Origin of the sequence: Nonomuraea africana, assembly GCF_014873535.1 — a bacterium.
Classification (GTDB): Bacteria; Actinomycetota; Actinomycetes; order Streptosporangiales; family Streptosporangiaceae; genus Nonomuraea; species Nonomuraea africana.
Genome location: NZ_JADBEF010000001.1, coordinates 691,663 through 708,692, shown reverse-complemented (window position 1 = coordinate 708,692; position 17,030 = coordinate 691,663). Strand labels below are relative to the sequence as shown.

Sequence of the window (17,030 nt, the reverse complement as noted above, 5' to 3'; positions counted from 1 at the left end):
GAGAGCAGACAAGAGCGGCCGGCTGGGGTGCTGTCACCCGAACCGGCCGCTCTTGGACGATCTATGGAGTCAAGAAGACTCTCACTCCTGACCTGTGTTACCAAACGGTGGAGCTAATGACCACTTACTCGAACACTGCACAGCAGGTGGAGGACCTGCGCAGTGCCCTGCAGAGCTCTCTGATCGTTTCCCGGGCGAAGGTGCTCAGGGCAAGGCTTGCCGTAGCCCCGTGGGCGCCTCACCAGAGACCTCAGCTGGCCGTGGCCGGCACGGCCAGGGCGTCGTTGTGTCACCGCGACCGAGTCGACCTTGCCGACGGCGGTGCCGTGCGCGGCCAGGTCCTCTGTCTCATTGAGGGGATTCAGGCCCGGCCGGGCTGCTGAGCGAGCACCTGGTCCCAGTCGACCGTCTGCGCCCAGCCCAGGTAGGAGTGCCAGCCCACCTCCGGGAACTCCGCGTGCAGCGCGGCGATGTCGGTGTGCACCCGGTTGTCCTCAAAGCTCTGGAACATGTCAGCGATCTCATCCCCGGCCCATTGGCGAATCATCGGGATGGGAATGTTCTCGTACGGCAAGTCCGAGCCGATGGCTTCGGACAGGAACCGCGCCGCCTCCAGGGTGGTCACGCTGTCGGAGACGACGTCGATCGCTCTGCCGGACAGCTTGGCGGGGTTCTCGATCGCGTGGACGGCCATGCCGGCGATGTCAAGCACAGTGACCTGGTCGAGCTTGCGCTCGGGAGAGAGCGGGAAGGCGTAGACGCCCTGGTTCAGCCGGGTCAGGCCCACATTGAGGGCGTTCTCCATGAAGTAGGCCGGCTGAACGCCGGTGAAAGTGGTGCCCTGCTCGACGAGGTAGCGGTGCACGACCTGCTTGGCGGAGGCGTGCTCGACCGTGAAGTCGGCCTCGCTCGCCGCCCCCTTGACCGAGGAGTACACCAGGTGGGCGTCCACCGCGCTCGCCGCGTCGGCGAGGGCGCGGCCCTGGGCGATCTCCTCGGCGGTGCCGTTCTCGCCGAAAGGGACCGTCAGCCCGAAGATCGCATCCAGGCCCTTAGCCGCCTTGGTGAGGGCTTCGCGGTCGGCGAGATCGCCGGTCACGAGGCGGACGCCCTGTGCGGAGAGCGCGTCCGCCGCCGGTGTCGCGGGGTCGCGGACGTAGGCGACAGGCTCATGGCCGTGCTTGAGCAGGCGTGCGACGACGGCTCCGCCCTGCCGGCCGGTGGCTCCTGTGACGAGGACACGGATCATGGATACTCCCTAATCAATCAATTGAATGATTTCACGCATGAGGGCGAGCCTCATGCGTGCCGTACGTCCAGAAAGGCGAAGAGGGCCTCGCTCACGCGTTGCCGGTACTCCTCCGACAGCGGATCCACGTCGTAGATCCCCTCGATCACCTGCGGAAGTGCAACCGGGGCGAAGGCGAGCAGGAAGGAGAGCAGCGTCACGAACTCGGGCGGGTGACCATCACCGATCTCTCCCGCCGCCTGCCGGGCGCGCGTCTGCTCGACGGCGGCGGCGGCCACTGTGCGCCACTCCCGCGCCAGCGCTTCGGTGTCGCCGGGATAGTCACCCAGCGCCTGCCACACCACGAGACGGGCTCGCCGGGGATCACGCAAGGTGGCGTTCAACACCATGCGGAAGCTCTCCAGGAACGGCTCGGCCTTGCTGGCCGGCACCAACTTCGAGCGCCGCTCCTGCCAGCTCGACAGCAGCTCCTCCAGCAGGCCTTCCTTGCCACCGAAGTAGTAAGAGATCAGCTGCACGTTGACGCCGGCGCGCTTGGCGATGACCGCGGTGCGAGCGCCGCTGTATCCCTTGGCAGAGAACTCGTCGAGGGCCGCATCAAGGATGCGCTCCCTCGTACGTGCCGCTTTGCTCGTCGCCTGGGGCTGATCTTCTGGCATGGACACACAGTATCAATCAATCACATGATTACAAGTGGGCATGGAGCGGCGGTCCGTTCGAGATCACACTGCGGCCCGAGGTGGGTGGGTCGCCCAACGAGGCCATGCCCAGCGGCCTGTCCAGTGCGCTTCCACAGCCGTGTGACAGCACCCAAGCCTTCCGCCGCACTCATCCCACAGGCCGAAAACCGCCCATACGACCGGCTGACCCAGTTCCTGGAGTCAGCCCGCACCCGCCACGACCCGCTCTTCGCCGCAACTCCATCACCGCGAGACCGCGGCGGCCGATCGCCGACTCGATGACCACCTCGGCCAGTTCGGGGGTCGTAGCCTGCTTGCGCTTGTCTCGGGGGATAGCCCCGTCGTCCCATGCCACTCTCCTCTCATCAAGTGGCACAAGAATCTAGAAATCCACCTTCACGTAACCCGGGACACACCAGTGGCTCCATCAATCCCGGCGCGGTTCAGTTTCGTCTCGCTGCTCTCGGACTCGGGCGTCCCTCTGGAGAACATCTCCCGCCTGCTGGGCCACAGCAACACGACGGTCCTGTACGCTCCGACTCTCGACGCCGCTCAGAGCGTCGCCAAAGATGCGAGCACCGCCGGCTACAGCCTGCGCGCCGAGGTCGGAAAGCCCTCCCAGGCAAACCCCGACAGCTGGCCCTGCTGCGCTACCGAACTGTGGAGCTAGTCGAGGCTTACTCGAACACCGCACCGCAGGTCGAAGAACTGCGCCAGGTACGGCACGCCGACTCCATCGCCCGACGTGGCCGCGCCGTCGCCGTCCAACTCGTTGCCGCCACCCAGCGCCCGTCCCAGAAGGCGATGGGCAAGGGCGCGGTGCGCTCCCAGATGGACGTACGTCTGTCCTTCCGTGTGCGCGAACAGCGCGACGTGGATTTGATCCTGGGACAAGGCCTGCTCAAGGCCGGATGGCATGCCCACCGCCTGGATGCGCCGAGAAAGCCCTCACTGCCGCTCTCGACGGCGCGCCCCCCGAAGGCGTGTCGATGGATGAACTCATGCGCCTGACCGGTATGGGCCGACGCTGGATCTACTACCGGCTCGACGAACTCACCCGCACTAATCGCGCCGCCCAGGTTTCGCGTGGACGGTGGCGCGCCGTCTCTCACAGTCCGTAACCACAATCGGGTTCGTGCACGTGCACGCCTCGCGCGCGTCTGCACCTATGGGCCGCATGCACATCGTGCACGTGCACGAACCCCGACTACGGAAAGTGATGACCGACGAATTGGCCTTCCCCTTCTAGCGTGGAGATCTGACCTAAGGAGAAGGTTGGGTCGTGGGAGAGACCAGACGCAGGTTCGAGCCGGAGTTCCGGGCGGGCGCGGTCCGCATCGTCCGGGAGACGGGAAAGCCGATTGCGCAGGTCGCGAAGGATCTAGGCATCAACGCGGGCACGCTGGCCAACTGGGTGCAAATGGACCGGCTGGCCCGCGAGCAAGACGCCGGCAGCGGGGAGCTGGCCGAATCCGAGCGGGAGGAGCTCGCCAAGCGCCTACGCGGCATCCGAGACGAACGCGCACGCCTCGAAGCTCAGCTCTCGCGCACCGAACACCCCGACCTCGACAGCGGCCGTACGGCCCTGACCACCGTGCTCGACCTACTCACCAACCCGCGCGACCTGTACGGCATCGCCAGCGAAACGGCCCGTCGTCTGCTCAACCAAGCGTTCTTCCACCGGCTCTACCTCGACACCGACGAGACCGACAACACACCCCGCGTCAGCTCCGACGACCCCACACACCCGCTCGCCCCGATCCTGCACGTCACCAGGGCCGGAAAACGCAAGAGCGGCGGCGTCATCACTGACACCGCCGCTACAAGCACTTCGACGCTACTCGCCACCGCCCTAGAAGAGCCGTGTTCGAGTAACCGCCTTTGGGTGGAGCTAAGGAGACTCGAACTCCTGACCCCCTCCATGCCATGGAGGTGCGCTACCAACTGCGCTATAGCCCCTGGTCACCGCTCCGAGTCCTCCCGTTGCGGCGCTCGCAGAGCATATAACCATCGCTCCCGATTCGCATAATCAAGAGTTCCGCCACCCGTCCGAGCCCGTCCCCCGCCCGTTCACCGGCCGTGCCGCCGAAGACGGCGGCCGGCCCGCGGGAGCCGTCCCGAACCGGGTCAGGAAGCGGACTCGGGGGTGTCGTCGCTGTTGACCGGCTCGGGCAGGGTGCCCGCGTTGTGCTCGAGCAGGCGCCATCCCCTGCGCCCCTCCTCCAGCACCGACCACGAGCAGTTGCCCAGCCCGCCCAGCGCCGACCACAGCTCCTGCGGCAGCCCCAGCAGGTGGGCGATGCCGAGTCGCAGCGCCGCTCCGTGGGAGGCCACCACCAGCAGCCCGTCGCCGTCGAGCTGACCCGCCCAACGGCGCAGCGCCGCCCCGACGCGGTCGGCCACGTCGGGAACCGGCTCGCCGTCGGGCGCCTCCCACGCGACGTACTCGGCCGGCCAGCGAGCGGCGATCTCCTCGCGGGTCAGCCCTTCCCAGGCGCCACCACCACGCTCGCGGAAGTCCTTGTCGACCGAGACGTCGAGCCCCACGATCCCGGCCAGGGCGAGGGCCGTGTCGTTGGCCCTGCGCAGGTCGGACGAGACGATCATCGTGGGGCGGAGCGCCGCCAGCAGCGACGCCGCCCTCGCGGCCTGGGCGATGCCGGTCTCGTCGAGCGGGATGTCGGTGTGGCCCTGAAAGCGGTGCTCGACGTTCCAGAGGGTCTGGCCGTGACGCAGGCAGACGATCCGCTTGCTCACGTACGGGCCCTCTGGGCGGCGGCCCTGGTCACGCCCTCGGGCAGCGCGATGGCGGGGCAGTCCTTCCAGAGGCGCTCCAGCGCGTAGAAGGTGCGGTCCTCTTCATGCTGGACGTGCACGACGATGTCGATGAAGTCGAGGAGCACCCAGCGCCCCTCACGCTCGCCTTCGCGGCGGACCGGCTTGGCGTCGCACTCGATGCGGAGCCTGTCCTCGATCTCATCGACGATGGCGCGCACCTGGCGGTCGTTGGTTGCGGAGCAGAGCAGGAACGCGTCGGTGATGACGAGCTGCTCGCTCACGTCGTAGGCGAGAATGTCGTCGGCCAGCTTGTCGGCGGCGGCCTCGGCCGCGACTCTGACGAGCTGAACGGATCTTTCGGATGCTGTCACGATACGGTTCTGTCCTCCTGTGTGACCACGTGTATACCCCACGCTTACCCTGATAGTATCCCCGGTGGCCGCCAGGCACATGCTCCTGACTTGCGAGCCATCGGTCCAGGGCGCCTTCTCCACCACTCTTCCCTGGTCAGGGCCGTCTATGCGGTGCCCGCCTGGTACAGGCCGCGCTTGCCGATGTACTGCACGATCCCGTCCGGCACGAGGTACCAGATGGGCTCACCCTGCTCCACACGCTGCCTGCACTCGGAGGAGGAGATCGCGAGGGCCGGGATCTCGATCAGGCTGACCTTGCCCTCGGGCAGCCCGGGGTCGCGCAGCGTGTGCCCGGGCCTGGTGCAGCCGACGAAGTGCGCGAGATCGAACAGCTCGGAGGCGTCCTGCCAGTCCAGGATCGCGGCGAGCGCGTCGGCGCCGGTGATGAAGTACAGGTCGGCGTCTGGACCGTAGATCTGCTTGACGTCACGCAGGGTGTCGATGGTGAACGTCGGGCCCGGCCGGTCCACGTCCACCCTGCTCACCGAGAAGCGCGGGTTCGACGCGGTCGCGATGACCGTCATCAGGTACCTGTCCTCGGGCGCCGACACCTCTCTCTCGGCCTTCTGGTACGGCCGGCCCGTCGGCACGAAGACGACCTCGTCGAGGTCGTAGTGGTGGGCCACCTCGCTCGCGGCGACCAGGTGACCGTGGTGGATCGGGTCGAAGGTGCCACCCATGACCCCCACGCGTCGCTTTCCCTGGACCCTGGGCGCGTTCATCATGAAACGGACCCTACGTGGAAGCCGTAACCAACCATTAAGCACCCCCCTTTCTGAGAAACGCGCACCACACCCGCCGCCGACGTAGCATGCCGGACATGACGACCACCCCGGATCGCAGCCGCGTGCAACTGCCCGGCATCTCGTCCCGTGCCTACGAACACCCCGCAGACCGGTCCGCTCTGGTCGCTCTGCGCAAGCTCAGCGGGTTCGACACGGTTCTCAAGCAGATGTCCGGCCTGATCAGTGAGCGCCGGCTGCGCCTGATGTATCTCGCCTCTGCCGTACGAGTGAGCGAGACGCAGTTCCGCTCCCTGTACGACATGGGCCGCGACGCGGCCTACGTCCTCGATCTGCACCGGGTCCCCGAGATCTACGTCCAGCAGGACCCGCAGGTCCAGGCCAAGGCCATCGGCTTCGACGACCCGTTCATCGTGGTGACGACGGGTCTGCTCAACCTCATGAACGAGGAGGAGCAGCGCTTCGTGATCGGTCATGAGACCGCGCACATCCTGTCGGGTCACGCCGTCTACCGGACGATGCTCGACATCCTCACCCGCCTGGCCACGCGCGTGGCCTGGATCCCGCTGGGCTACATCGGCCTGCGCGCGATCGTGGCGGGCCTGGAGGAGTGGTACCGCAAGTCGGAGCTGTCCTCCGACCGCGGTGGCCTGCTGACCGGCCAGGACCCCGAGGCGGCCAAGCGCGCGCTGATGAAGCTCGCCGGCGGCGCCTACACCCACGAGATGAACATCGAGGCCTTCCTCGCCCAGTACGCCGAGTACGACACCGCGGGCGACCTGCGCGACGGCTTCCTGAAGGTGCTCAACCTGCTCGGCACCACGCATCCGTTCGCCGTCGTTCGCGTCGCCGAGCTCGACAAGTGGCACCGCGGCGGCGAGTACGACCGCATCATCGGCGGCGACTACCCGCGCAGGGAGCACGACGCCGACGCCCGCGTCACCGACGAGGTCAAGGCGGCCGCCGAGTCCTACCGCCGCTCGTGGTCGGAGTCGCAGGACCCGTTCATCGGCGTCCTGCGCGACGTGGCCGAGGGCGCGGTCAACGCGGGCGAGCGGATCTTCAACCGCTTCTCCCGCCGCGACGGCAGCTGACGACGACGTTCACGGCCTGGAAGACGCGGCTTCCAGGCCGTCGGTCAGAGCAGCAGGGCGATCGCGCGCACCGCCGCCGCGCAGAGGGCGACGAAACCGCCCAGTACGGCCAGCGCGCGTAGCCCCTCCTTGCGCAGGTCCTGCAGCATCGCGCCGGCCCGCTCGACCTCCCTGCCGGTGATCGCCCCGCACAGCACGCCGAACACCACGCCCGCCGCCGTGACGGGCGCGGTCTGCTGCCACCAGTCGGGGCCCAGCTCGCCGCCCGCGACCATCCACAGCACACCGCCGGCCGCCGCCGCGACGGGCAGCCCCGGCCAGCCCGCCGCGCTGATCGCGGCCCCGGCCAGCGCCAGCGGGAACAGCAGCACCCTCAGCGCCACCTTGACCCGCTTCGAGGTGCGGTTCCTGACCATCCAGTGGTTGATCCACACCGTCCGCACCAGCACCACGAACGCGGCGGTGATCCCCACGCCCGCGATCGGCCAGATCACCGTCGCCACGACGCACGGCACCGCCAGCACGGCCAGCAGCAGCAGCGCCGCGTTGCCCGCGGGCAACGTGGTCGGGGCCGGCTCCGCCTGGGCGGCGGCCCGCCTGACGCGTGGCGCCCTGGCCTGTGCCCTGACCGCCGCCTTCCCCTCCTCTGCCGTACGGGCCGCCACACGGCCCCTCGCCGTCACCGGCATCCGGGCGCGCGCCGCCTTCGGCTCCTCAGGCGTACGGCCCTGCGCGCGCGACCGCGCGAGCTTGCTCTCCTCGGAGGCGCGCGGCCTGACCACCTTGCCTTCGTCGCCAGGGCGCGGCCGCACCGGCTTGTTCTCCTCCGAGGCCCGCGGCCTGACCGGTTTGCCCTCCTCCGCGACGCGCGGCCTGACGACCTTGCCGTCCTCGGCGGCGCGCGGCCTGACGACCTTGCCCTCGTCGGCGGTCCGCGGCCTGACCACCTTGGCCTCGTCGGCAGCGCGCGCCTCGGCGGCGCGGCTCCTCGCCGCCTTCGCCGCGTCGGCCGCCCTGCCCCTGAGCGCCTTCACATCCTCGTCGAGGGCGGCCCCGGAGGAGGAGGCCGTGGCGGAGGAGACGGTCGCCCTGGCCAGTCTGGCCAGCCGGTCGGCCAGCAGCGCCGCCGTCGGCCGCTTGCCCGGCTCCCTGTTGAGCGCGGCCCGCACCAGCGGCAGCAGGCCTGCTGGCACGCCCTTGAGGTCGGCCTGGCCGTTCAGCACCGCGTACATCTGCGCCTCGACCGTGCCCCTGCCGAACGTCGGCCTGCCGGTGGCCGCGAAGGCCACCGTGGCCGCCCACGCGTGGACGTCGGCGGGCTCGGCCACGTGCTCGTCGGCGAACAGTTCGGGGGCGGCGTAGCCGGGAGTGCCGAGGAAGGTGCCGGTCATCGTCAGCCTGGTGGCGTCGATGACCTGCGCGATGCCGAAGTCGATCAGTACAGGACCCTCGGCGCCCATGAGGATGTTGGCCGGCTTGAGGTCGCGGTGGATGACGCCCGCGGCGTGGACGATCGCCAGCGCCGCCGCCACGCCCTGGGCCAGCTGCACCAGGTCGGCGCCGGTCAGTGGCCCGCTGCGGCGCACCCTGTCGAGCAGGGTGTCGCCCTCGATGTGCTCCATCACCAGGTACGGCCGCACGCAGTCGAGATCGGCGTCGATCACCCTCGCGACGTACGGGCTCTCGACCCTGCGCAACGCTCGTACCTCGCGCTCCAGCCGGATGCGCGAGGCGGAATCCTCGATGAGGTCGTGCAGCACCTTGAGAGCGACGCGCTCACCCCGGCGGGTGCTGGCAAGATACACCTCGCCCATGCCGCCACGGCCGAGGCGTTCGAGCAAGGTGTAAGGCCCGACCTTGCCGAGCTTGCTCACGCTCCCTCCCCGCTCGGCGCGCCCATAAGGGACACAACCCTAGCGGTGTGACCCGTGCTTACGCCCGCGGCACGCCGGTCATCGGTGGGAAGAGTCGGACAGCATGGAGTCGAGCCCGGCCGTCGGCTCCTCCGAGAGCCTCTTGCGGCCCTTCCTGCGCCAGTTGATGTGTCCGCGGCTCTCCATCCACAACAGCAGCCGGTCGGCGCCGAACAGCACGACACCCGCGAAAATGATCGCTGTCACCAAAGCCATGAAGGCCAGTCAAGCCACGTGCGGGCGCGCCCGCACATGAGAGACACACCGCATTACCCTCCGCAGGACGGAATAACGGTCCCCGTTGACGTGCGCAGATGCCCCTCGCCGGTATAGACCCACTTCGTGGAGGTCAATTCAGGCAGGCCCATCGGACCGCGCGCGTGGAGCTTCTGCGTGGAGATCCCGATCTCGGCGCCGAAGCCGAACTCGCCGCCGTCAGTGAACCTCGTGGAGGCGTTGACCGCGACCGCCGCCGAGTCGACGAGCTGCACGAACCTGCGGGCGGCGCCCTGGGAGCGGGTGACGATCGCGTCGGTGTGGCCCGAGCCGTACTTCCTGATGTGGGCCACCGCCTCCTCCAGCGAGCCGACGACGGCGGCGGCGATGTCGAGCGAGAGGTACTCGGTGAAGAAGTCGTCCTCGGTCGCGGGGACGACCTCGCCGTAGACCCCCAGTTTGGGGTCGGCGTGGACGGTCACCCCCGCCTCCTTCAGCGCGCGCAGCGCCCTGGGCAGGAACTGCTCGGCCACGTCGGCGTGCACCAGGAACGTCTCGGCCGCGTTGCAGACGGAGGGCCGCTGCGCCTTGGCGTTGAGCAGAATCTCCACGGCCAGGTCGAGGTCGGCGTCCGCGTCGACGTACACGTGGCAGTTGCCCACGCCAGTCTCGATCACGGGGACCGTGGACTCCTCCACCACCGAGTTGATCAGCGAGGCGCCGCCGCGCGGGATCAGCACGTCCACCAGGCCGCGCGCCCGCATCAGCTCCTTGACCGAGTCGCGGGTCAGCCCCGGCACCAGCTGCACGGCCCCCGAGGGCACCTCGGTCGGCTCCAGGGCCGCCTGCATGATCTTCACCAGCGCGGCGTTGGAGGAGTAGGCGCTGGAGGAGCCGCGCAGCAGGACCGCGTTGCCGCTCTTGAGGCACAGCGCCGCGCCGTCCACGGTGACGTTGGGCCTGCCCTCGTAGATGATGCCGATGACGCCGAGCGGCACCCTGAGCTGGCGCAGCTCCAGGCCGTTGGGCAGGGTCGAGCCCCTGACCACCTCGCCGACGGGGTCGGGCAGGTCGGCGATGTCGCGCACGGCCTGCGCGATGGCCTCGATCCTGGCCTCGTCCAGCCGCAGCCGGTCGATCATCGCCTCGGAGGTGCCGCCCTCGCGCGCCTTGTCCACGTCGAGGGCGTTGGCCTCGAGGATCTCCGGCGAGTTCGCCACGAGAGCGTCGGCGATGGCGCGCAGCGCCGCGTCCTTGGCGGCCCTGGGCAGCGGGGCCAGCTCGGCGGCGGCCTCTCGCGCCGCCCGGGCAACCTTGACGAACTCCATCCGGCTCTCCTAGCGCTAGCTGTGGGACTCCAGTATGACGATGTCGTCGCGGTGGATGAGCTCGCGTTCATATTCCGGACCGAGCGCGCTGGCCAGCTCTCTCGTGGAGCGGCCCAGCAGCTCGGGGATCTCTCCCGCGTCGAAGTTCACCAGCCCGCGCGCGACCACCCGGCCGCGCGGCCCGCACAGGTCCACGGGGTCGCCCGCGGCGAAGTCCCCCTCCACCGACACCACGCCGGCGGGCAGCAGCGACTTGCGGCGCGTGACGACCGCCTCGACCGCGCCCTCGTCCAGCGTCAGCCGTCCGCGCCCGGTGGTCGCGTGGGCCAGCCACAGCAGCCGGGTGCCGGGGTGCCGGCCGCCGGGGTGGAAGTAGGTGCCGACGTCGGCCCCCGCCAGCGCCTGGGCCGCGTGCGCCGCCGCGGTGAGCACCACGGGCACGCCCGCGCCCGTCGCGATGCGCGCGGCCTGCACCTTGGTGACCATGCCACCCGTGCCGACCGCCGCGCCGTTCTTGCCCAGCTCGACGCCGACCAGGTCGTCGGGGCCCCTGACCTCGGACAGGCGCCTGGAGCCCGCCCTGGAGGGCGGCCCGTCGTAGAGCGCGTCGACGTCCGACAGCAGCACCAGCGCGTCGGCGTGGATGAGATGGGCGACCAGGGCGGCCAGGCGGTCGTTGTCGCCGAAGCGGATCTCGTCGGTGGCCACCGTGTCGTTCTCGTTGACGACCGGCATGATGCCCAGCTCCAGCAGCCTGCTCAGGGTGCGCTGCGCGTTGGCGTGGTGCGAGCGGCGCATCATGTCGTCGGCCGTCAGAAGCACCTGGCCGACGCGCAGGCCGTACCTGGCGAAGGAGGAGGTGTAGCGGGCGACCAGCACGCCCTGACCGACCGAGGCCGCGGCCTGCTGGGTGGCCAGATCGCGCGGGCGCGCCGGCAACCCCAGCGGGCCGAGGCCCGCCGCGATCGCGCCCGAGGAGACGAGCACGATCTGCGTGCCGGTACGGCGCCGTGCCGCCAGCACGTCGACCAGCGCGTCGACCCTGTCGACGTCGATCACGCCCTGGGGGGTGGTGAGCGACGAGGACCCCACCTTGACGACGACCCTCGACGCTGAGCTGATCTGTTCCCGCACGTGCAGCACCCTATCCGAGCCTGTTGTCCGTTCCCCGCGGCCCCGTGTTGATCGACTCGGCGTTGAGCGTGGGCTGCCAGTCGAAGATGTAGCCGTCGTCCATCGAGCCGATGACGACTTCGGCGCCCGCGACCGCGCCGGCCTTGACCAGCTCCTCCTCGACACCCAGCCGCTCGAGCCGGTCGGCGAGGTAGCCCACGGCCTCGTCGTTGGTGAAGTCGGTCTGCCTGATCCACCGCTCCGGCTTCTCGCCGGTGACCTGGAAGAGGGTGTCGTTGACCTTGCGGACCTTGAACGTCGCGGCCCCGAGCTGCTTGGGCCGCAGCACCAGCCTGGTCGGCTCCTCGACCGGCCTGGTGGCGCGCGCGGCGGCGACCCACTCGCCCATGGCGAAGGTCAGCTCGCGCAGCCCCTCGTGGGTGGCGGCCGAGACGGTGAAGACCTTGAGCCCGCGCTCCTCGAGGTCGGCGCGGACGATGTCGGCCAGCTCCCTGGCGTCGGGCACGTCGGCCTTGTTCAGCACGACCATCCTGGGGCGGTCCTCGAGCTTGCCGTAGGCGTGCAGCTCGGCCTCGATCACCTCGTAGTCGGTGATCGGGTCGCGGCCGGGCTCCATGGTCGCGCAGTCGATGACGTGCACGAGCATGTCGCAGCGCTCGACGTGGCGCAGGAACTCGTGACCGAGCCCCTTGCCCTGCGACGCCCCGGGGATCAACCCCGGCACGTCGGCCACCGTGAACACGGTCTCGCCCGCGGTGACCACACCCAGGTTCGGGATCAGCGTCGTGAACGGGTAGTCGGCGATCTTCGGCCGCGCCGCGCTGAGCGCGGCGATCAGCGACGACTTGCCCGCGCTGGGGAAGCCCACCAGCGCGACGTCGGCGACGCTCTTGAGCTCGAGCATCACGTCGAGCGCGTCGCCGGGCTCGCCGAGCAGCGCGAACCCCGGCGCCTTCCGCTTGGAGTTGGCCAGCGCCGCGTTGCCGAGCCCGCCGTGGCCGCCCTGGGCAATCACGTAGCGCGTGCCCACCCCGACCAGGTCGATCAGGACCTCGCCGGTGTTCGCGTCCTTGACCACGGTGCCGTTGGGCACCGGGAGGACCACGTCGGCGCCGTTGGCGCCCTCCCTGTTGCTGCCCTGCCCCTGCTTGCCGTTCTCGGCCTTGCGGTGCGGACGGCGGTGGTAGTCGAGCAGCGTGGCGGTGTTGGGGTCGACCTCCAGGATGACGTCGCCGCCCCTGCCGCCGTTGCCCCCGTCAGGACCGCCGAGCGGCTTGAACTTCTCCCGGTGGACGGAGGCGCAGCCGTTCCCGCCGTCGCCTGCCCTGATGTGCAGGACCACCTGGTCCACGAAATCCGCCACAGCTCTTCTCTCCATCTTGTACGGCAGGCCAACCAAGCCCACCCTTGTCACGTGGCCGGTGTCTCTCCAGGGAGACGCTCCTCCAGCGCACGCGGCTGGCCACCGTTACGACCCACGGGAAAACGCGAACGAGGGGTGGACCGGAACGATCCACCCCTCGCTACAACGTCTTCCGACCGCGGATTTACTCCGCGACGGGAACGATGCTCACGGCGCGACGGCCGCGCTTGACGCCGAACTGCACGTGGCCCGCGGCCAGCGCGAACAGCGTGTCGTCGCCACCACGGCCGACGTTGTCACCGGGGTGGAAGTGGGTGCCACGCTGACGGACGATGATCTCGCCCGCGTTGACCAGCTGGCCGCCGAAGCGCTTGACGCCCAGGCGCTGGGCGTTGGAGTCACGGCCGTTCCGGGTGGACGACGCGCCCTTCTTGTGTGCCATCTCTCTAACTCCCGATCAGGCCTGGTTGATACCGGTGATCTTCACCTGGGTGTACCGCTGACGGTGACCCTGGCGCTTCTTGTAACCGGTCTTGTTCTTGTACTTGAGGATGCGGATCTTGGGGCCCTTGGTCTCACCGAGAATCTCGGCGCTCACCGTGAACTTGCCCGCCTCCGTGGTCACGTCGCCATCGTTGACGACGAGCACCGTCGGCAGCGAAACCGAAGAACCAACCTCGCCGGCGACCTTGTCCACCTCGAGGACGTCACCGACGGAGACCTTCTGCTGCCTGCCGCCGCAACGAACGATCGCGTACACCGCGGAACCCTTCTGCTGACTCTCTGAATGCTGCGCCCGGCATTCGATTGCTGTCTGGAACCGACGAACCGAGTGGGCGCGCGAACAGGGCGCGCCACCGGACGCACCGATTGACTAGGTTACCGGATTCCCGGCCCCCGGTCGAACCGGATGGATCGTCGGACAAGCCGGCCAAGCCCGATGACGCGCCGCCCCCGGAGGGGAGGTCACGCCGCCATTGGGAAGGGCCGGCCCGGTTGGCGCCCCGCTGGGGCGGGGCGCCGCCGAAGACGGCGCTAATCGGCCGACTTGGCTCGGCGGGAGCGTCGCCGCCCCCTGCCGGAAGTCTGGTTCGCCTGGTCGTCCTCCGAGCCGGGGACGTCTTCAAGCGCACCGGTCACGGTATCACGGCCGGCGGAGTCGTTGGCCGCGGACACCTTCTCGGCGACCGCCTTCTCCACCGCCATCTTGCCCTGCGTGCCCCGCGGCTCCGGCTTGCCCTCGACCGGCTCGGCCGAGACGATCAGGCCCCGCCCGTTGCAGCACTCACACTGCGTCGAGAAGGCCTCCAGGAGCCCCTGTCCGACCCTCTTACGGGTCATCTGGACCAGACCGAGCGAGGTGACCTCGGCGACCTGGTGCTTGGTCCTGTCGCGCGCCAGGCACTCGAGCAGCCGGCGCAGCACCAGGTCACGGTTGGACTCCAGGACCATGTCGATGAAGTCGATGACGATGATGCCGCCGATGTCGCGCAACCTGAGCTGGCGAACGATCTCCTCGGCCGCCTCCAGGTTGTTGCGCGTGACGGTCTCCTCGAGGTTGCCGCCCTGGCCGGTGAACTTGCCGGTGTTGACGTCGACGACGGTCATCGCCTCGGTGCGGTCGATCACCAGCGAGCCGCCCGAGGGCAGCCACACCTTGCGATCGAGCGCCTTGGCCAGCTGCTCGTCGATGCGGTAGGCCTCGAAGACGTCGCCGTCCTCGTCCCACCGGCCCAGCCGGTCGGCCAGGTGCGGCGCGACGTACTTGACGTACTCCTCGACCGTGTCCCAGGCGTCCTCGCCCTGCACGACCAGCGAGGAGAAGTCCTCGTTGAACACGTCGCGGACGACCCTGATGGTCAGGTCGGGCTCGGACGACAGCAGCTCGGGCGGGCTGGCGGACTTGGCCTTCTTCTGGATGGCCTCCCACTGCGCCGACAGCCTGGCCACGTCGCGGCCGAGCTCCTCCTCCGAGGCGCCCTCCGCGGCCGTGCGCACGATCACTCCGGCGTTCTCCGGCATGACCTTCTTCAGGATGCTCTTGAGCCGCGTGCGCTCCTTGTCGGGGAGCTTGCGGCTGATGCCGGTCATCGACCCGTCGGGCACGTAGACCAGGTAGCGGCCCGGCAGCGAGATCTGGCTGGTCAGCCTGGCGCCCTTGTGGCCCATCGGGTCCTTGGTGACCTGCACCAGCACCGACTGGCCGGACTTGAGCGCGGCCTCGATGCGCTTGGGCTGGCCCTCGAGGCCCGCCGTGTCGAAGTTCACCTCGCCGGCGTAGAGGACGGCGTTGCGGCCCTTGCCGATGTCGACGAAGGCCGCCTCCATCGAGGGCAGCACGTTCTGCACCTTGCCGAGGTAGACGTTGCCCACGTACGACTGGCTGGCCTCGCGGTTGACGTAGTGCTCGACGAGGATGCCGTCCTCGAGGACCGCGATCTGCGTGCGGTCGCCGTTGCGGCGCACCACCATCATCCGGTCGACGGACTCGCGCCTGGCGAGGAACTCCGACTCGGTGATGATCGGCGGCCTGCGGCGGCCCAGCTCGCGCCCCTCGCGGCGGCGCTGCTTCTTGGCCTCGAGTCGGGTGGAGCCGCGCACGCTCTGCACGCCGTCGGCGTGCGTGTCGAGCGTGCTCGACCTGCCGGTGCGCGGCGCGCGGATGCGCACGACGGTGTTGGGCGGGTCGTCGGTGGCGACCTCGGCGACCTCGTCGCCGCCCCTGCGCCGCCTGCGCCTGCGGCGGCGCGAGCTGGAGCTCTCCTCCTCCTCGGCGTGGGCCTCCTCGGCCTCCTCGGCCTCCTCGCCGCCTTCCTCGGACTCCTCCTGCTCGTCGGAGTCGTCGGACTCGGAGTCGTCGTCGCGCTCGCGCGACTTGCCCCTGCCCCTGCCGCCCCTGCGGCGGCGACGGCGACGGCTGCCGCCGTCGTCCTCGTGGTCGGTGTCGTCGCTGTCGACGTCCTCCTCCGCCTCCTCGGCGGATTCCTCGGTCAACAGCGCGTCGGCCTCGTCGGCCCGCGGCTTCACCGGCTGCTGCGGCTCGACCCTGACCGGCTGGGCCTGGCTCGGGTCCGGCGCCTGGAACAGTGGGGTGAACACGGCGGCGGGCCGCTGGAAGGCGGTGCCGGTCTCCTGGGCGGCCTGCGGCGACAGCCCGAAGGGGTCGACGAACAGCGCGGGCCTGGCGATCGGCTCCTCGTCGAGGTCTTCGCCCGCGGGCTCGTCGTCGAGCGGCTCGCTCTCCGGCAGCGTCTCGAGCAGCTCCTCGGCCATGACGGCCTCGACCGGCGACTCGGGCTCCTGCTCGGGCTCGGCCTTCTTGCGGGTGCGGCGCCGCTTGGGCGCGGCCTCCTCCGCGGCGGGCTGCTCGGCGGGCTGCTCTACGGCCTGCTCGGCGGGCAGCGCGGGCGCCTCCCACTCGTCGGCCAGGGCGCCGGCCTGCGCCTCCGCGCCGTTGGCGGTGGCCAGGGCCTCGGCGGGCGCCGGCGCGGCCTCAGCGGCGCTCTCAGCGGCCTCCGCGGCCTTCTTGCTGGTACGGCGGCGCGTGGTCGTGGTGGCGGTCGACCTGGACCTGGCGGCCCGCTTGGGCGCGGGCGCCTCGACGGCCTCGGCCACGGCCTCCTCGACGAGGCTGGCCTGGCCGGAGGTCGTCACCGTGGACGGCTCACCGGCCTGCCCCGCCGTGGCGGGAGCCGGGCCGGCCGTACCGGAAAAATCGGTTGACGCGGCTCCCGCATCCCCGGAAGCCTGCGTGGTGACCACTACCGCGGGAACGTCGTCGACCTCGGGCGGCGGGCCCGCGGGCCTGCTCGCCGCGCGCCGGCGCTTGGGCGTGGTGGGCTGTTGTGTTGTATCCCCGTCAGGGCCATGGGCCCCGGCGTTGGGCTCGTTGTCGAGCATGCGGGCGCTCTCCCGTCAGCTCCCGGGCGCGTCGCCGCGCCGCGCAGGAGCCATCGTGTCTCGTTGTCCGCCCGCACCTTGCGAAAGGCGCGGGCGCCAAGTCCTGTCAGCGGTCGAGCCCTCCGAACCTCGCCACCGTGCGAGGCTCGCAAAGCCTTCCCTGTCCATGAGGGACGGGCTCATCGGACCGCCTTGTCACGAGTGACGGCGGCCCTCAGC

The 17,030-nt window shown here is 69.9% G+C and carries 15 protein-coding genes, 1 tRNA gene and 1 pseudogene; 2 read left to right on the top strand and 15 right to left on the bottom strand.

Features of this window, described 5'->3' with window-relative positions; translation table 11 throughout:
• Nucleotides 1-361: 361 nt before the first annotated feature.
• The 3 genes from H4W81_RS03200 to H4W81_RS03190 form a co-directional block, all read right to left on the bottom strand.
• The gene (locus H4W81_RS03200) at nucleotides 362-1,249 is read right to left on the bottom strand and encodes an NmrA family NAD(P)-binding protein (RefSeq protein ID WP_192773391.1); all 888 of its coding nucleotides are present in this window, start codon (nucleotides 1,247-1,249) and stop codon (nucleotides 362-364) included.
• A 50-nt stretch (nucleotides 1,250-1,299) separates the two neighbouring features.
• Entirely contained in the window at nucleotides 1,300-1,908 is a 609-nt protein-coding gene (locus tag H4W81_RS03195) for a TetR/AcrR family transcriptional regulator (RefSeq protein WP_192773390.1), read from the bottom strand.
• A gap of 687 nt (nucleotides 1,909-2,595) precedes the next feature.
• Nucleotides 2,596-2,823 carry a hypothetical protein gene (locus tag H4W81_RS03190; RefSeq protein WP_192773389.1) on the bottom strand — a complete coding sequence of 76 codons (228 nt, stop codon included), beginning with the start codon at nucleotides 2,821-2,823 and terminating at the stop codon, nucleotides 2,596-2,598.
• A 388-nt stretch (nucleotides 2,824-3,211) separates the two neighbouring features.
• On the opposite strand from H4W81_RS03190, the pseudogene H4W81_RS49865 reads away from it, so the two are divergent.
• A pseudogene (locus H4W81_RS49865) lies at nucleotides 3,212-3,412 on the top strand (transposase); the annotation flags it as partial.
• Between the two features lie 403 nt (nucleotides 3,413-3,815).
• Here the strand turns inward: H4W81_RS49865 and H4W81_RS03180 are convergent.
• The 4 genes from H4W81_RS03180 to nadD form a co-directional block, all read right to left on the bottom strand.
• Nucleotides 3,816-3,888, bottom strand: a tRNA-Ala gene (locus tag H4W81_RS03180).
• A 168-nt stretch (nucleotides 3,889-4,056) separates the two neighbouring features.
• Nucleotides 4,057-4,686 carry a histidine phosphatase family protein gene (locus H4W81_RS03175; protein ID WP_192773388.1) on the bottom strand — a complete coding sequence of 210 codons (630 nt, stop codon included), beginning with the start codon at nucleotides 4,684-4,686 and terminating at the stop codon, nucleotides 4,057-4,059.
• Nucleotides 4,683-5,078 (bottom strand): ribosome silencing factor, encoded by a 396-nt coding sequence (gene rsfS / locus H4W81_RS03170; RefSeq protein ID WP_192773387.1) that lies wholly within the window; start codon nucleotides 5,076-5,078, stop codon nucleotides 4,683-4,685. Before rsfS ends, H4W81_RS03175 begins: the two co-directional genes overlap by 4 nt.
• Before the next feature lie 146 nt (nucleotides 5,079-5,224).
• Nucleotides 5,225-5,845: a nicotinate-nucleotide adenylyltransferase gene (gene nadD / locus H4W81_RS03165; protein WP_192773386.1), complete on the bottom strand. Its 621-nt coding sequence runs from the start codon at nucleotides 5,843-5,845 to the stop codon at nucleotides 5,225-5,227.
• A gap of 86 nt (nucleotides 5,846-5,931) precedes the next feature.
• On the opposite strand from nadD, the gene H4W81_RS03160 reads away from it, so the two are divergent.
• Nucleotides 5,932-6,957: a M48 family metallopeptidase gene (locus H4W81_RS03160; protein WP_192773385.1), complete on the top strand. Its 1,026-nt coding sequence runs from the start codon at nucleotides 5,932-5,934 to the stop codon at nucleotides 6,955-6,957.
• Nucleotides 6,958-7,001: 44 nt separating this feature from the next.
• Here H4W81_RS03160 and H4W81_RS03155 read toward each other — a convergent pair whose 3' ends face one another.
• The 8 genes from H4W81_RS03155 to H4W81_RS03120 all read right to left on the bottom strand — a co-directional run bounded on the left by H4W81_RS03155 (nucleotide 7,002) and on the right by H4W81_RS03120 (nucleotide 16,811).
• The gene (locus tag H4W81_RS03155) at nucleotides 7,002-8,831 is read right to left on the bottom strand and encodes a serine/threonine-protein kinase (RefSeq protein WP_192773384.1); all 1,830 of its coding nucleotides are present in this window, start codon (nucleotides 8,829-8,831) and stop codon (nucleotides 7,002-7,004) included.
• 78 nt (nucleotides 8,832-8,909) lie between these two features.
• Entirely contained in the window at nucleotides 8,910-9,077 is a 168-nt protein-coding gene (locus H4W81_RS03150; RefSeq protein WP_192781457.1) for a hypothetical protein, read from the bottom strand.
• Between the two features lie 62 nt (nucleotides 9,078-9,139).
• A complete protein-coding gene (locus H4W81_RS03145) occupies nucleotides 9,140-10,414 on the bottom strand; it encodes a glutamate-5-semialdehyde dehydrogenase (RefSeq protein WP_192773383.1) in 1,275 nt (424 codons plus the stop codon).
• A gap of 15 nt (nucleotides 10,415-10,429) precedes the next feature.
• A complete protein-coding gene (gene proB, locus H4W81_RS03140; protein WP_397129500.1) occupies nucleotides 10,430-11,548 on the bottom strand; it encodes a glutamate 5-kinase in 1,119 nt (372 codons plus the stop codon).
• A gap of 10 nt (nucleotides 11,549-11,558) precedes the next feature.
• Nucleotides 11,559-12,911 (bottom strand): GTPase ObgE, encoded by a 1,353-nt coding sequence (gene obgE, locus H4W81_RS03135; RefSeq protein WP_192773382.1) that lies wholly within the window; start codon nucleotides 12,909-12,911, stop codon nucleotides 11,559-11,561.
• 184 nt (nucleotides 12,912-13,095) lie between these two features.
• On the bottom strand, nucleotides 13,096-13,353 hold the full coding sequence (rpmA, locus tag H4W81_RS03130; protein ID WP_012893687.1) for a 50S ribosomal protein L27: 258 nt from the start codon (nucleotides 13,351-13,353) through the stop codon (nucleotides 13,096-13,098).
• 15 nt (nucleotides 13,354-13,368) lie between these two features.
• Nucleotides 13,369-13,671: a 50S ribosomal protein L21 gene (rplU, locus tag H4W81_RS03125; protein ID WP_184973140.1), complete on the bottom strand. Its 303-nt coding sequence runs from the start codon at nucleotides 13,669-13,671 to the stop codon at nucleotides 13,369-13,371.
• Nucleotides 13,672-13,946: 275 nt separating this feature from the next.
• Nucleotides 13,947-16,811 carry an Rne/Rng family ribonuclease gene (locus H4W81_RS03120; RefSeq protein WP_192773381.1) on the bottom strand — a complete coding sequence of 955 codons (2,865 nt, stop codon included), beginning with the start codon at nucleotides 16,809-16,811 and terminating at the stop codon, nucleotides 13,947-13,949.
• Between the last annotated feature and the right edge of the window lie 219 nt (nucleotides 16,812-17,030).

Excerpts from the sequence above, each read along its gene's own strand:
- H4W81_RS03120 (WP_192773381.1), bottom strand. The coding sequence starts at position 16,811 with ATGCTCGACAACGAGCCCAACGCCGGGGCCCATGGCCCTGACGGGGAT.
- H4W81_RS03200 (WP_192773391.1), bottom strand. The coding sequence starts at position 1,249 with ATGATCCGTGTCCTCGTCACAGGAGCCACCGGCCGGCAGGGCGGAGCC.
- H4W81_RS03160 (WP_192773385.1), top strand. The coding sequence starts at position 5,932 with ATGCCGGACATGACGACCACCCCGGATCGCAGCCGCGTGCAACTGCCC.
- H4W81_RS03195 (WP_192773390.1), bottom strand. The coding sequence starts at position 1,908 with ATGCCAGAAGATCAGCCCCAGGCGACGAGCAAAGCGGCACGTACGAGG.
- rpmA (WP_012893687.1), bottom strand. The coding sequence starts at position 13,353 with ATGGCACACAAGAAGGGCGCGTCGTCCACCCGGAACGGCCGTGACTCC.
- nadD (WP_192773386.1), bottom strand. The coding sequence starts at position 5,845 with ATGATGAACGCGCCCAGGGTCCAGGGAAAGCGACGCGTGGGGGTCATG.
- H4W81_RS03145 (WP_192773383.1), bottom strand. The coding sequence starts at position 10,414 with ATGGAGTTCGTCAAGGTTGCCCGGGCGGCGCGAGAGGCCGCCGCCGAG.